10 protein-coding genes are annotated in these 14,775 nt (G+C 48.1%); 5 read left to right on the forward strand and 5 right to left on the reverse strand.

Going from position 1 to position 14,775, the window contains the following annotated elements:
* The first annotated feature begins 105 nt into the window (after positions 1 to 105).
* Both Q0986_RS10855 and Q0986_RS10860 read left to right on the forward strand, forming a co-directional pair.
* Entirely contained in the window at positions 106 to 1,770 is a 1,665-nt protein-coding gene (locus Q0986_RS10855; protein ID WP_299409709.1) for a hypothetical protein, read from the forward strand.
* Between the two features lie 661 nt (positions 1,771 to 2,431).
* On the forward strand, positions 2,432 to 3,994 hold the full coding sequence (locus Q0986_RS10860; protein WP_299409713.1) for a hypothetical protein: 1,563 nt from the start codon (positions 2,432 to 2,434) through the stop codon (positions 3,992 to 3,994).
* Here the strand turns inward: Q0986_RS10860 and Q0986_RS10865 are convergent.
* Both Q0986_RS10865 and Q0986_RS10870 read right to left on the reverse strand, forming a co-directional pair.
* Complete coding sequence (locus Q0986_RS10865) at positions 3,980 to 5,164, reverse strand: MFS transporter (protein WP_299409717.1); 1,185 nt, start codon at positions 5,162 to 5,164, stop codon at positions 3,980 to 3,982. The genes Q0986_RS10860 and Q0986_RS10865 overlap by 15 nt on opposite strands.
* Before the next feature lie 239 nt (positions 5,165 to 5,403).
* Complete coding sequence (locus Q0986_RS10870) at positions 5,404 to 6,102, reverse strand: alpha/beta hydrolase (protein WP_299409722.1); 699 nt, start codon at positions 6,100 to 6,102, stop codon at positions 5,404 to 5,406.
* Between the two features lie 204 nt (positions 6,103 to 6,306).
* On the opposite strand from Q0986_RS10870, the gene Q0986_RS10875 reads away from it, so the two are divergent.
* Entirely contained in the window at positions 6,307 to 6,801 is a 495-nt protein-coding gene (locus Q0986_RS10875) for a pentapeptide repeat-containing protein (protein WP_299409726.1), read from the forward strand.
* Between the two features lie 290 nt (positions 6,802 to 7,091).
* A complete protein-coding gene (locus tag Q0986_RS10880) occupies positions 7,092 to 9,791 on the forward strand; it encodes an EAL domain-containing protein (RefSeq protein WP_299409730.1) in 2,700 nt (899 codons plus the stop codon).
* A 19-nt stretch (positions 9,792 to 9,810) separates the two neighbouring features.
* Here the strand turns inward: Q0986_RS10880 and Q0986_RS10885 are convergent, their stop codons facing one another.
* Positions 9,811 to 10,605, reverse strand: coding sequence for an ATP-grasp domain-containing protein (locus Q0986_RS10885; RefSeq protein ID WP_299409735.1), 795 nt, complete (start codon positions 10,603 to 10,605; stop codon positions 9,811 to 9,813).
* Between the two features lie 42 nt (positions 10,606 to 10,647).
* Positions 10,648 to 12,915, reverse strand: a complete 2,268-nt coding sequence (locus Q0986_RS10890) for a DUF5682 family protein (RefSeq protein WP_299409739.1) — start codon at positions 12,913 to 12,915, stop codon at positions 10,648 to 10,650.
* Between the two features lie 292 nt (positions 12,916 to 13,207).
* Here Q0986_RS10890 and Q0986_RS10895 point away from each other — a divergent pair, with 292 nt between their 5' ends.
* Positions 13,208 to 14,143, forward strand: coding sequence for an FTR1 family protein (locus tag Q0986_RS10895; protein ID WP_299409744.1), 936 nt, complete (start codon positions 13,208 to 13,210; stop codon positions 14,141 to 14,143).
* Positions 14,144 to 14,145: 2 nt separating this feature from the next.
* On the opposite strand, the gene Q0986_RS10900 is transcribed toward Q0986_RS10895, so the two are convergent.
* Positions 14,146 to 14,730 (reverse strand): M23 family metallopeptidase, encoded by a 585-nt coding sequence (locus Q0986_RS10900; RefSeq protein ID WP_366918564.1) that lies wholly within the window; start codon positions 14,728 to 14,730, stop codon positions 14,146 to 14,148.
* Positions 14,731 to 14,775: the final 45 nt, after the last annotated feature.

Raw genomic sequence — 14,775 nt, forward strand, 5'->3', positions numbered from 1 at the left:
ATCGATCCGCTAGACCGCTCCCAATTTAACAGACTGCCCTAGCTCTGCTAATCAGTTTGTTCCGATTGGGAGCGGATAGTTGTTTAAAGGAGATTCCGCCAACTTTTGGATCTAAAAATCCTTTATCTTCTGCATCGAATCATTGCGTTCGGGTCTCGGCACCGTTCTCTATTGTCTTTTCTGGCGGTGTTGGCAGGGGTTATCTCGCTTGATGTTGCCTGCACGCGGCTATTTGCAACCTCTCAACTCTCTCTAAAACAGACCGGACTGCTTCAGCCTCACTTTATAGATAGTCTTGATATTGGCTTTGCGCCTGAGGTTTGGCTGTCTCTGATTGCCCTAACCTTAGGAACCTTAGTGATTGCCATCTCAGTGGCGGCACAAACCATTCCCAAGATTGCAGAACTCTACATGCGAGATTGGGTCAGTTTGGTCTACATTTGGTTTCTGATGATTGGCGGCAGTCATGCGTTGCTGATCAAGTATTACCAAGACACCGCTAGTATCCGACCCGCCAGCGTTGTACTGAATCTCTATGTTTTTTTGCCAGGGTCGATCATCATTGCGTTTCCCTATATTTTCTATGTCCTAAAAAGTATTCAGCCCGTGACGGTGATTCACAAAATTGTGGAGACTCATCTGGCAAATATCCATAAATTGCGTCGATATTCCTTCGGTAGGCTGCTGCAAAACGATGCCTATCGGGAAGAATGCCAGCGGCGCTTGCTGGAATCACTGAATCAGTTAGGGAATCTACTTGAGTATCTGACCTTTCGGGAACCCAAAGCCCAGGCAATTCAGAATATTAGCCTCTTAATTCAAACCTATATCACCACGAAGCCAGAGATTAACCCTCAGTTTTTTAAAGTGGGGCAAACAGTTTGCTCTGATATTTCCTTTAAAACCCTAATCGATCAATTTCAAGATCTTGAACAAAGCAAGACCTTTTATGAGCAAAAGTGTTTTCGCTTACTGGGCAATATCTATGTTCACTTACTGGGTGATTTGGAGTTCGACTTAGCGTCTCTTTGTGCCTCAGAAATGAGCAATATTGGCTTGACTGCCATTGAGATTGCCGATGATCAATTGCTAGAAGTGATTATTGTTCGGTTTAATACGATGTTTCGGTTTGCCCTGAAGCATGGGGTTAAACATAACGAAGCCCGTAATTTGTACAATCTGGCTTTTCACTATCGCGCCTTTATTGAAAGTCTTGTCACACATAGTCGAGTGCATCACTCCTGGCAAAGCTTCTATTATCTGCGCATGTATGGCAACGAAGCCTATGGCTATGGTCGGACCAGTCCAGCCATGTATTTCATTGTGGATGTGATTGCCGCTGAGATGAAAAAGATTTTGATCCTGGTGCATCAACATGACTGGTCTATCCAGATTCAGCGGCAGTTATTAAACGAGATGTTATTGGTGGATCGGCCCCCAGAAATCGAAACCGATAGTTTGCATCAACCTCATCTCAATAGTGGGGTCCGTACATTGCAAATTTGTTTGGCGTTGTTTTATCTACAGGAGCAAAACGATAAGTTTGTGGACTGTATTATTACCGATATTCTTGATGATATGGCAGTCCTGGGGGAAAAGATGTTTCGGCAGCGGATTGAGAAAACGTGCGATCGTCTAAGATCTTCCCAACCTAAATTTTGGGAAGATACAGATCGGGGGAATGCCAACCTCTACTACACCCCTAATCAAGACCAAATTGAACCTTTTCTGATGCGGCTAGATAAGCGGCTAGCGGCGTTAGGTAAATAGTCACACGCTCAACGTGGACATCCAATACTAATCTTGAACTCTACACTTTATACCTAAAATTAAATCTTCCATTGTTATTGTGGGGATAAGCTAACTAACCCTTCGCTAGAGTCCCGATGAATTGCCCTTTTGAGGAGAACATTAACCGCCACTCACCGTCAGGCGAAAACACTTAACTGCCTATATGATCAATACCTTCGCCAACCAAGGATATGACTCCTAGGTAGTTAGTCAAGAGGGCTTTAGTAGGACACTTGGAATTACTCCTAATGCAGTATTGCTAAAGCCCATGTTTGAGATCCTACCGCTTTTAGATTGCCTGCAACTCTACATCAGCCAAACAACCCAGAAACAGCTGAACGTCGTAATCAGCGTTGTGTTGGCGATGAGTGGTCGTGTGACGATGCTTCAAACAATTGAACTTTGAATAGCTGTTGATTAACTAGATTAAAAAAAAATTGCGTTCTTTTTGAAACAATCATTCCAATACTGCAATCACTGATATTGTAACCATCTCAGAACTTAGTCCTGGAACACTCAAGCAACCCAACACTACAACTTACTCAGGACAATCCAGTTTATTTTGGAAAGATGGCATCCGCTCAGCCGCAATAGCTGGTAGCGCTATCAAGGGGGAACACAGTCGTCAACAAATCAACCGATGAGTCCGTTCTCCATCTTCACCCTCCTCTACATGACTGCCTTCCTGCTAGAAATGCAGGAAAAGTGGAAAGCCCCCGGCTTTGCCCTCGCCTTTTTGGCATTAATCACCGTCTTCGTCTTTACCCGAATAACCCGGCTCAAATTTTTTATCTTCCTGGTCCTCTCCACCGCCTACTTCCTGATTTTTCGCTTTCCCGACGTTGCCAACCACGTCAACTTCCTGATTTACCTCAACCTTGTGCTGATGGCGGGAATGGTCTATGCCTGGTTCAAACAGGTCAACGCTGATCGCTACTACGCCATGATCCGCCCCGTCCTTAGAGCCTCCCTACTCGGCGTCTACTTCTGGGCTGGATTTCATAAACTCAATACCGACTTTCTCAATCCCCAAGTCTCCTGCTCCAGCATGATGCTGTATCGGATTCTGGATATGGTTCAATCCAATCTCCTGGGCATTCCAGTCATGCTAATTGTGATTGCCCTGGCCCTCTTGGGACTCTGGCAAGGACTAATCCGTCCCAGACTCAAATTCTCGAAATTCCCCAAAATTCTGCTGCTCGCCTTACTCACCTGTGGCGGCATCCTGCTCTATTATTTCGGATTTGCGGATCGAGATTATGTCCTGCTCCCCGAAATCATTTTGCAAGTCAATATTTACTTTGTCCTAGCTTGGGAATTATTGGGCAGTATCTGGCTGTTTGTGCCCAGATTGCAGGCTCCCATCTTGCTGCTATCCTGGCTGATGCATGCTTTTATCGCTATGATTGGCTTTGTTGATTTTAGTGCCCTGGCAGGAAGCTTACTCTTTACCTTTATTCCCGATCGCACCCTACAGCACTGGCAACAACAAGCCGAGATCTCGCTAGGGGGACGGCAGATTCACCGGGCACACCTGTACTTTGGTATTAATGTGATGGTAGGTCTATTCTCCGCTCTGTATTACCTCGCCTATTTAGATTTCGATATCAAAGTCACCGCCGGGGCCATCTTCAATCTTGCTTCAGTCATCTTCCTCTGGCCGATTCTCACCCAGCTCTTTCTACCTAAAAATAGACCCGATTGGCAGGGACTTCCTATATTAACCTCATCTATGCCTAAATTTATGGGGGTATTTTTAATCGGTCTGTGCTGTTTTGGCCTGATGCCCTATTTCGGTCTTCGCACCGCCGGGACCTTCTCCATGTTTAGCAATCTCCGTACCGAAGGGGCTCGCTCCAATCATTTACTACTGAGCAATAACCCTCTTAAACGCTGGGGCTATCAGGAAGATGTGGTTTGGGTGCTGGACTTGCCCGATGAAGTGATTGACATCGATCCTAAAAATGCCGAGTTGGAGGGGAACGCCCTTCCCGTTGTTGAGTTTAAGAAAATGATTTACGACTGGACGCAAGCGGGACAGACCGTGCCTGTGGTCTTTGAATATCAAGGGCAAACCTACGATAGCCCTAACATTGTTCAGGATTCGGAATGGCAAACACCCAGCCGCAACTGGGAAATGTATTTGCTGGATTTTCGGGTGATTGAACCTGAAAATTCAGGCCCCAATTTATGTCGATGGTAGAGAGGGGTTCTTGCTAGATGCGATCGCAACCATCGCTACTACAAAACTAACAATCGCGACAGTCGTCATCACCAAGGGGGACAACGCATCCGGCTGTTTGAAAAAAGCCCCAAATAAACTGGCAGACAATGCTCCACCACTAAAAAACATCCCGGTTCCCAAACCCGCTTTCTGGGCAGGCACCATCGATAGAGCAAAGGGCAAAGTGCCATTATTCACCAAACTCAAACAGGTCCCAATGGCTATCGCTACGCCCACTGCTGCCCAAGTCTGGCCTACCCCATTCATAACGACTAACGTGATGGCTAATCCCACTAACCCCAACAGAATGGCTTGGCGATTCCCCAGTTTACGAGCCACCGTTCCTGCTGGAATGGCGGTTATCCCCAAGGCAATAAAGATCATGCCCATGGTCAGGCCTACATTCAGACCGGGGACGGTTTTGAGGATTTTGGGAAACGTCGTCATCAATAACCGAAACCCCAACGAGGTGCCCCATCCTACCGTAAATACCAGGGCTAAATTTCTGATGGATGGACGAGCCCCAACGCCAGAGGGTTGATGGGGCATCTGCACCTCTCTATTGACAGACCTGAGAATGGCCGCAGCCCCTAGCAAAATAAGTGACGCTAGGCCAAAGGCAATCCCTGGTCCCAAATCCAGAATATATTTATTGGCCAAAGGCCCCATCGCCCCCGCAATCGCCCCCATCACGGTTAATATACTTGCGGCCTGCGGTAGGCCACTGCCAAAGGCATATCGACTGAGCAAGGACAGAGCTGGACTGCGAAACAGCGTCATGGAAATGGCCCAAGCCACCAGTAATATCGGTAAGAGCCAGCGAAAAATTCCCTCCGGCTGACCAAAGGTGACCAGCATCGCCGTCGCCATTAGTAATCCCGATGCCAAAATTACCCCTGCTGCAATAAACGGAAATCGGCTTCCTAACCAGCGTTGGGCGCGATCAGAATAGTTTCCCATCAGAGGTTCCATCAGTATCGCCAGACCGTTTTCCAGCAGTAAGATACCCGTGACAAATACAGGGGTATATCCAAACTCACCCAACAGTTTTCCTAGGTAAAGGTTGTAGATTACCCACATCAATACAATCGCCCCTTGAACTAGGGCTAGGGCAAAGACTTGTACCCACAGAATTCTTTGCTGTTGCACAATTCGTATTTCCTTCTCTCTATGGGGTAAAGGGATTTGAAACCAATCTTCTTATCTGATTAGAGATTCCCCACCGTATCATCAAACAGACGCTTTCTCAGGCTTTTTTCCTATTTGGAGTCCCCGAGATACCCCGTCAGTCGGCCTCATTTTTTTCCCCTGAAACCAACCGATCAGCCCCCGAGCATTGACGCCAAAGTGATGGAGAAACCTAAGTTTTCGTTATGCTGCGCTGTTATTCATTCCAGAACGAGCCTTTGAAACTCCTTTAATGCTTGAAAATACGGTTCACCTGCGACCTGAGGAAAGTTATTGTGACCCGCCCCTGCCACCCACAAGGATCGCTTAGGGCCAGAAACCGCCTCAAATAGCCGACGACCATGCTCAATCGGAATTACCTGATCCTGTTCGCCATGCATCACTAACACAGGCACTTTTACCTGCTTTAGTCTGTCCAAATTTGTGAACTTATCAAAGGGTAAAAGGGGAAAAGGAACCACCACCCGAAACGTTGAGGTAAATGTGCTTTCCAAAATTATCCCTGCTACTGGATACCGTGCTGCCAAATATACTGCCGATCCACCCCCTAGAGAACGACCATGCACAAGCAACCGATTGGGTCGCACCCCCAACGTTTGGGTTAGGTAGGAGTAGGCTTGCTGAGCATCCTGATAGGCATTTTGTTCGCTGGGATGACCATCACTGGTGCCATACCCTCTGTAATCATAAGCAAACACATTGAGCCCTGATTGCTGTAGCTGCTCTAACCGAGGCCGAATATCCCCTAAATCTTCGGCATTGCCGTGGATATAGAGCAGCGTCAAGGTGGCTTGAGGATTGGGTAAATACAGGGCTGAGATCTTCTCCTTATGGGTGATAGGGAGCTTGAGAATCTCATCTGTATCTTGATAACTTGTGGGTTGAGGTAGAAAAATCATGCTGTCTGCCCTAAAAAAGATATACAGCGCAAAGCCCACATATATCAATAAGGGGGACAGAATCAGTCTGGGCCAGCTAAAAGACCCAAATAAGATATTCCAGAAGTTTAACCGCACAATCTTTATACCTGCCTGACGGGGATAGCTGGTTCCTAGTCTAGGCAATTGAGCTATGGTTGAATCATCAGCAACGCCAGAAGATCTATGAAGCTCAGTCGTGAAGAATTAAGTCGTCGCTATGCAGCCGGAGAACGTCGATTTGCTGGTGCAGACTTAACGGCCACGGACCTCCATCAGCTTGATCTGAGCCAAGCCGATTTCAGTGGAGCCGAACTTTGTAGTTGTGATCTGAGTGAGGCCAACCTCAGCCAAGCCGATTTAAGTGGGGCGGATCTGAGTGAGGCCAACCTGAGCCAAATCGATCTACACAAGGCGGATTTGAGCGGGGTGGATTTAAGCGCTGCTAATCTCACAAAGGCCAATCTCCAGGATGCCGATTTGAGTGGAGTGGATTTAAGTGAAGCCAATCTGACAGATGCAGACCTTCAGAATGCTGATCTAAGCGGGGTGGATCTGAGCGCAGCCAATCTGCAGGGGGCCAACTTACGGAGGGCTGATATGAGTGGTGTCGATGTCAGTAATAGCCGCTATTGCCAAACTATTTTTCCCAGCGGAAAAATTCGCAACGACCATTGCTAAGGAGCGGACCCAACGGACTACCCGTAAATAAGCTCATTGGTCAGCTACTGATGCGAAACGTATCATTTATCACATGAGCATCCCTTTGATGATGCTTACCAGTTGTATTGCATCTGTGAAAAATAATGGTAAGAATATTTATTAATAAAGATCCTTTTTCTTTTGGATCGCCGTGGAAATATCTAGATATCTTGCTATAAAAAGCTGATCACCCCAGAAAATCAATAGTTTTACTGATGTCGATCGACCTGAACTTGGACGAACATTGTAACGTCGCGACTGCATGTTCCGTGTCTTCAGACATCATTGACCCGCAAAGAAAAATTAGACATCTGCTGATCCTTGAAGATTTGGACGGCTTCCGTTTGGTTCCTTTGGAAGAGTCCTCCTATTTCTTGGGTCGAGATGTGACCAACTCCATTGTGGTCCGCTCCAAAGGGATCTCTCGTCAGCACGCGCTGTTCTTGCGAGTCACCGATGCGGATCCCAATAGCTATGGGTTTATGCTGATTGACGGTAATTTGCAGGGAGAACCCAGCACCAATGGCACAGCTGTCAATGGTGAGAAATGCATGTCAACCAAGCTCAAGCATGGAGACCAAATCGTATTTGGTCGTCAAATGACGGCCAAGTATTTAATCTTAGGCGCGCTTTCTGATTCTGAATTTGAGAATTTCTGTCAGAACTTTAATTTTGAAGAGGCGGTTACCCACGATATTAATCCTCGGGAAACCGTTGTCCATGAGAAAGGGGATGCCCCCAGTTTTGGGGCAACGTCCCTCGTCAGGTTGGCGTCATTCCCAGAAATTCTGCCCAGCCCCATGTTTGAGATCAATCTTAAAGGGGATCTGACCTATATTAATCCAGCGGCCTATAGCGCCTTCCCTGATTTACCCCTTTTGGGTGTTCAGCATCCTACGATACAGGGACTGATCAGCTTAACCCAATCCTCCAATCAGAAAGTTCTGAGCCGGGAAGTGACTGTCGCCTATCAGGTCTATGAGCAGTCCATTCATTTTATCTCTGAGAATGATCTGATTCGCTGCTGCCTATCTGATATCACTGAACGCAAAAAAGTAGAAGCTGAGTTATTTAAACGCGATCGCTTGCTCCAAAGTGTGGCAGAAGCCACTACCCACCTGCTCGCCAACATTAGTTACGAAGAAGCCATTGATGCCGCCTTGGATCGATTTGGCACCACCGCAGGTGTGGATCGAATTTGCATTAGCGAGAATCATGTTCATGCAGCAACTCACCGCTTAGCAACGACCCTTCGGTACGAGTGGACGGGAACAGCCATTGATTCCGTTCGCCACTTTGAACATCGGCAGAGTCAACTCTATAGCAATCCCCATCTTCAACGGTGGTATACCACCTTAGCGGGTGGCACTGCCATCAGCGGCTTGACCCGTGATTTTCCGACTGCTGAACAGACGGTACTGGAACAAGAGGGTGTGCAATCCGTTCTGGCCGTTCCCATCATTGTTAATAATAATTTTTGGGGGTTTATTGAACTCCATGATTGCAGTGACCATTACCAATGGTCCGATCAAGAAGAAGCGATCTTACGGACGATGGCTGCCAGTGTCAGTGCCGCTTTAGAACGTCAAGATAAAGACGAGATTATTCATCAACAAGCCTTTCATGATGCACTGACGGGATTACCTAACCGCGTCCTATTTGCAGAACGCTTAGATCAAGCCTTGGCAGAAGCCCACCGCAATCACACCCACTTGGCCGTGATGTTTATGGATTTGGATCGGTTCAAAACCATAAACGATACCTTGGGCCATTCGGTTGGAGATGAATTACTCAAGGAAGTGGCGAATCGGTTGCAAAGTTGCCTTCGTGGAGGAGATACCGTTGCTCGATGGGGAGGAGATGAGTTTACGTTGCTGCTCTCTACGGTCAGAAATATTGAAGATGCTACGGGTACTGCCCAGCGCATTTTGAATGCCTTTAAGGAAGTGGTCGAAATCGATCACCACGAAATCTATGTCAATGCCAGTATTGGGATTGCCTGCTTCCCGGACGATGGTCAAAACTCAGAGGGGTTATTGCAAAATGCCGATGTTGCGCTTTATCAGTGCAAGGAACAAGGCCGAGGTATTTTTAGAGTCTATGATGCAGGCATGAACTCCAAGGCAACAGAACTGTTTGCCCTGCAAAATAGTCTCCGCCATGCGCTAGAGCGAAATGAGCTATTACTGTACTATCAGCCTCAAATCAATTTACAAACAGGTGAAATCACAGGCTTAGAAGCCCTGATTCGCTGGCAACACCCTGAACAAGGATTGGTGTCTCCGGCCACGTTTATTCCTTTGGCTGAAGAGTCTGATCTCATCATTCATATTGGCAAGTGGGTACTCGAAGTTGCCTGCAAACAAGTGGTGGAATGGCAGCAGATTACGGGGATGCCGCTGTCTATCTCCGTAAATTTATCAGCGCGTCAATTTTATGACCCGACTCTGGTGGAAACGATTGCCCAAGTTTTGCAACAAACCCAACTGGATCCTAAATATTTAGAACTAGAGATTACGGAGAGCATTACGATTAAAAATATTTCCCTGGCTCAATCGGTTCTGCGACAGCTTCAAGGTATGGGAATTCGGATTGCGATGGATGATTTTGGGACTGGTTTCTCATCCCTCAACTATCTCACTCAACTTCCCTTAGATATTCTCAAAATCGATCAGTCATTTATTAAACGCTTAACTGCAGATGCCAGAGAGCTAGAGGTCATTAATGCCGTTTTGGCTCTGGGTAGAGGATTGAATCTGAGCGTAATTGCCGAAGGAGTAGATACACCTGAGCAGTTAGATCTATTGAAATCGCTAAAGTGTGAAATGGTTCAAGGTTTCTTGATTAGTCCGCCGCTACCCACGCTTGAGGCCACTGCTAAACTACAAACCAACTGGCTGCAACATCAAGAGTTAGAGTGTGATGCTAAGCAGACTGTGCCGCAGCCTACCTATTTACTAGTTGGTTGATGTGATCGCCTTTAGAAGGTTATTGCTGCACCAACATACTCACAAAACGATCCAGGGACCAAGTTTTTCGCTCTGATACCTGACCATCGCCTAATTCAACAATTCGCTCTATCCCTTCTGTAGTTTTGGCAATATCAATGGAGTAAAAGGGAGCTTCAATGCGTTGAGTGACTGTTTTAACGATGGTAGGAATCTCAGCATTAGGGGAATAGGCATTGCCGTTTATCACAAAATACCTCAGTTCTGATTGAGGTTGAAATTGCTCTACTCTGCGGACAGCAACCCCTCCTTCCAGTTCGCCCCGATACTGTTCAATCAGGTTGATAATTTTTACCGCTTGTTCTGGAGTATTGGCAATGGACCCTTGAGCATCGGTATTGGACTTCACAAAGTCTTTGATAAAGTAAGCATCCCAGTTCAAATTTGAGATTTGTTCCAGATAGTTGGAGCCTTTTTCCAGAAACACGGTTTCAGGAGTGAGTTCGGCACAGGCTGAATACCACTGATTGAGATGGTGGCAAAGGGTATAGTCTGCGGGTGAAGTGACGGGAATCCCTCCTTTCTTGCGGATAAAGTCGGTAAATTCCTGATAAGCGATGATATTAAACATCCAGCCGCGATATAAAACTGTTTCACCTGACTGAATATGGGGTCGAGGTTTAAAGTCGCCAAAACTCAAATCATCATAGGCAAACAGAGAAGCAGGGATTCCCAATTTTTGAACGGCCACAAATTCATCCGTAAACGGCTGATCGGGTTCTTTGGGTTCAAGGGGGTTGCAAGGATACAGAATTCTCATCGTGATAGTTGCCATCAAAAAGGGATTTTCTGACTGGACTCAAGTTCTGAGCATTCATTACACCGACATGCCAAGCAGTTGGGCTACGAGGGGTAAGACTTTTTCGGCGCGATCGCAATCCAATACCTCCGATTCCCAGCCCTGTAATCCAGTGCCCACCGTCCCTTGCGTCACTCGTTCGCCCATCTGCCGTCGTTCAGCTGCCGGAAACGTCGAGAAGGTTCGCCGCAACAACGGTAATAGCGTCACAAAGGTATCCGGTGCCAGTTCACACACCCACTGATTGAGGACCTGCCAAATATCCTGATCGTGGAGCAGCAACAGGCCACTGCCCTTGAGGAAACCTTCAATCCAAGCCGCCGCTTGGGTGGGTTCTGTTGCTAAGGATAAAGCTAAGCCTAACTGTTGTGCCGCTCTTGACGGCTCAAACTGACCTCCATCTAGCAGTAGCCGACAGCAGCGACCGCCCAGCAATCCATGCAGGCTCTCGCGATTCACCAGCTGTTTCAGCACCATCCACCACATCTGTTGATGCTCCTGATTTTGGAGCAAATTAATGGCACTATGGGTTGCCATAATTTGCTTGTCGATCATGGCCGCCGCTTCATCATCTAAAGACGCGCAAGCCCCCGGTAAGCCAATACAGATGCGCGTAACTAAGCCATCGACCACATGGGTGACCACTGCGGTATCCGTTTGGCGCACATCCCGATACCGGAGGATTTGGGCTAAGGGCGGTAAGGCCGACATCAGATGCACCACATCACTAGCGACCGCCGCTTCCGCCTGCAAGCGAGTCATCAGTTTGGCAATGGCCTCGGGAAGATCAGCCAGCAGCACTTTGTCCAACAGCTCTGTTAGCTCAGGCAGATGGGCTGCATTTTCGGCCAGATCACAGGTATAGGCAGTGGTAGCTGCTTCAATCGTATTGCCCCATTGGCCCGCTTCAATCAGGGCAATTTCAAACTCAGGCTGCCACTCCAAGGTCCAAGCCTCTTTAAAGGTCCCCTTCCCCCGACTGTAGGTAGAGCGGCCCCAGGGAATCCCTAATAAATTGAGACGATGTAAGAGATGCGATCGCAACAAATCATTCGGCTTCCGCAAATCCAGCGCCAGCTCTTTGGATGTCACCTGCGGTTTAAGGCGCAGCTTCTTCTGCCAACGCTGTAAATCCACTTGCAAGGGCACCATCGGCGTATCGTCCGGGACTTGACCCATGCGATCGCTAATAATCAATCGCTCATGGATCAACTGCAACAGCAGTTCCTCGCCAAAGCAGAGCACCGTCTGGGCGGCTTCATTCAGTTCCGGCAATCCCGGTGTTGGGCAGTCCCGCAGCGCCGCTAAGGAAGTGGCCAGTCGCACTGCTTCAATCACGCTGGCAGAGGATGCATCAATATCCGCCTGCCGCAGCAGTCGGGCCACATGGGTCAGCCAGCGGACGGTGGGCTGATCCGATGCTGTCCATAAATGGTGATACCAACCCGGTGAGGCAATCCCCGCCCCATAGCCGCTGCGATTGGCTAGCCGCTCGTAAGTCCAAGGAATCCAGGTTGCAGTCACCTTCAGTTTGGGTAAGCCCTTGAGCAAGGCCGTATCCTGCTTAGCTGGTGGGAAGGGTTCTGCTAAAGCAGGAGTATGCCAAGCGCCACAGACAATCGCAATTTTTTCATACCCCGCTTTTTTGGCCTTGCGGATCGTTTGCCGCATATAGGCTTCTCGCAGGGCTTCTCGGTAGTCCCGATCAGTCTTTAAATCGGGTGGGTGGTCCTGTTCCATCTCCAATCGCAGCGCCGTCATTGCTTCAACAATGGCGGGAAACAAATCCGTCGTTTCCGATCGCTGCTCCACCATTCGCTCCCACCAGCGTTCGCTATCGTTATAGCCAGCCGCTTGGGCGAGCCAAAACAGTGGGTCATGTCGGATCTCTGGCAGAGAAGCTGGAGACACATCAACACTTGCATCGCTGTCTGCTTCAGGTGGCGATTCGTTCTGTTGCTGACGCAGGGCTAACTGATGGGTCTGGGGCAAATCCATCCACTGCACCGGAATTTGGTGTTGGAGGCCATAGTCTAGGGCCTGCCATTCGGGAGAAAAGACTGCAAAGGGATAATAAACGGCCTGTTGAGGTTGCTCTGGCGCATAGATCAAGATGGCGACAGGGGGATTCATCTTCGGGTTAACGATCTGCTCAATCACGCCAGCCGCATCCGGCGGCCCCTCCACTAAGATCAGATCGGGTTTCAGACGTTCTAAGTTCTGGCGCAAGCTCCGGGCTGAACCAGGTCCATGATGGCGAATTCCAAAGGGATGAAGGGTTGGCATTAGGGAAAAACTAGGACATAACCATTGATGATCTAAGCACAATTGATTCTATCGACACGGCGACCTATCAGTCTAAGATGCAATGGAAGGATTCTCTAACCCACTTCGTTGAACCCTGGACGACTTGCAGGCCAGTTGTGGGGCTATTCCCGCAATGGTTGGGATGTGCCTGTTCCAGGGACTGATAGCGTGTCCTGCCGATGATTGAATGAACAGTTCGTTGAACTGTTTGATACACTAAAGTTTATTAAGATTATTTCTCAATAAAGTTCTTGCTTATCTACTGATGGTTATGGATTTTTCAGCAGCCTTGCCCACCTTTGTGATCACTCTACGAGAAGGGGTAGAAGCAGCCCTTGTCGTTGGCATTGTCCTTGCCTGTTTACAGAAATCTCAGCGAAGTTATCTCAATCCTTGGGTTTATCTGGGGATTCTGGCTGGCTTGTTGGGCAGTGCCTTAATTGGTGTTTCCCTCAATTGGACGCTCAATCGGCTGACTCTCACTCATGCCGACTTTGCCCCTGTCCTTGAACCCCTACTTAAGAGTGGACTGTGCTTGACGGCCATTGGTATGTTGAGCTGGATGCTGATCTGGATGACCCAACAGGCCCGTTCTCTGAAGACTGAAATAGAAGGGTCTTTAATCGCCACCTTACAAAAAGAGGGACGTTCTGTGGGGTGGGGAGTGTTTACGTTGGTGTTGATTGCGGTCTTACGAGAAGGGTTTGAGACGGTTCTGTTTATTTTCACGAATCTCCAGCAGGGCGCTGCCGGGAGTGTGGGTGCGATCGCAGGCTTACTCGCAGCCACAGGTATCGGGTTTGGTCTCTTTAAGTTTGGCGTCAAAATCAATATCCGCCGCTTCTTTCAGGTGATGGGGATTTTCTTGCTGCTGATTGTCTCTGGATTGGTGGTATCCGTTTGCAAAAATATGGATGCTGCAGTTTTGGCCTGGGAGCACATCGCAACAACTCCTACTCGTTTGTGTTTTGCCCAAGACTCTTGTCTCTTGGGGCCACAACTGTGGGACACTAGCCACTTCTTATCTGATCATCAATTTCCAGGCCTGATCCTTAAAGCGCTCTTTGGCTATCGCGATCATATTTATCTGGTTCAAGCTCTGTCCTATGGCATCTTTGTGTTGACCGTTGGTCGTTTATACTTGCGCAGCTTACAGCCTCAGCCTAAACCTCAAATCAGGCCAACGGTTTATCAATCAGACTCTTAAAATTAATCAGCCTTAGCAATCGATTTTGAATCACATTTAGCGGCGATCACAAAGGGTAGAGTTTGACCGAAGGCAGAACCACTACTGCTATGAACTTCGACATGTAAGTGTGGGGCTGTACTCCAGCCAGAATTACCGCTATAACCAATCAGCTGTCCTGCTTTCACTCGATCATTTACCCTCAGCGGGATTCTCCGCCTAAAATTCTGCTGCAAATGGATATAAGCCGATCGAACCCCATTGTCGTGTTCTAGCCAAATAAAGTTGAACTTATCGGCATTCTGCTTTTTACCCCCTTTGTCAGGGTAAGCATCGCGAAGACCAATGACTTTGCCACTCTGCATGGCATAGACGGGCATACCGATGGGCACACCAAAGTCATAGGCATATTCCATGCGCCCTCTGTGAGTGATACCTCGGGGTCCTTGACTTAAGAAGCCCTTCCCTTTGAGCGGATGGCAAAACCCCTGCAAGGCAGAACTGGGGAAATTAGAAAGCGGATGAGAGCCACCTCGATTATCGAACCATTGCTTACGCCCGATCTGGTTCAGCAATATATCGAGCAATGTAGTTGTCGATTTGGGCAAAACACCTCCTACGGGGAGCGGTGTAGGGATGTGAGCACCGGGTTG

It is taken from the genome of Acaryochloris sp. IP29b_bin.148 (assembly GCF_028285565.1).
Classification (GTDB): domain Bacteria; phylum Cyanobacteriota; class Cyanobacteriia; order Thermosynechococcales; family Thermosynechococcaceae; genus Acaryochloris.